1 protein-coding gene is annotated in these 507 nt (G+C 51.1%); it reads left to right on the forward strand.

The window, feature by feature from the left end; translation table 11 throughout:
• Positions 1–175 precede the first annotated feature (175 nt).
• On the forward strand, positions 176–507 hold a 332-nt coding region (mntA, locus tag AUR66_RS03835), incomplete at its 3' end, for a type VII toxin-antitoxin system MntA family adenylyltransferase antitoxin (RefSeq protein ID WP_197409670.1).

The raw sequence follows: 507 nt of genomic DNA on the forward strand, positions 1-507 counted from the left end.
TTTCGGCACGTAGTGACGCCAATAATGACGAGGAAAACAGTCTGAGTGGCACCGAAGACAACTCAGAGAAGACGTCGTTGGTAGACCGAACGAAACGACTGTTCGGCGGAAACACGGAGTGACACACCCCGGTATGACTGAGAATTTATGTGGCACCGCGACGTGGCCTACAATAATGAGAACCGCTGAGACAACCGAGGTCGCTGATGATCTTCCGCTTGAGACCATTCAAGCAATTCTGAGAGAACATTCAGTGCGACTTGCGATTCTCTTCGGTTCACACGCTAGCGGGAAAACGCACCCCACAAGTGATATCGATATCGCAGTCGAGCTTGATGAGGTTCAACACGACGACTCAGCATACAATGACGCATTCTTTGGATTGAGTGCTGACCTGAGTGAGAACCTTGGGACAGACGACGTCGATCTTGTGGATGTACACACACTCACCCCACGGGTCGCAAAGTCTGTCTTCGACGATGGTATCCTCCTCGTCGGTGAATTAGA

This window comes from Haloferax profundi (assembly GCF_001469865.1).
In the GTDB taxonomy this organism is placed as follows: Archaea; Halobacteriota; Halobacteria; order Halobacteriales; family Haloferacaceae; genus Haloferax; species Haloferax profundi.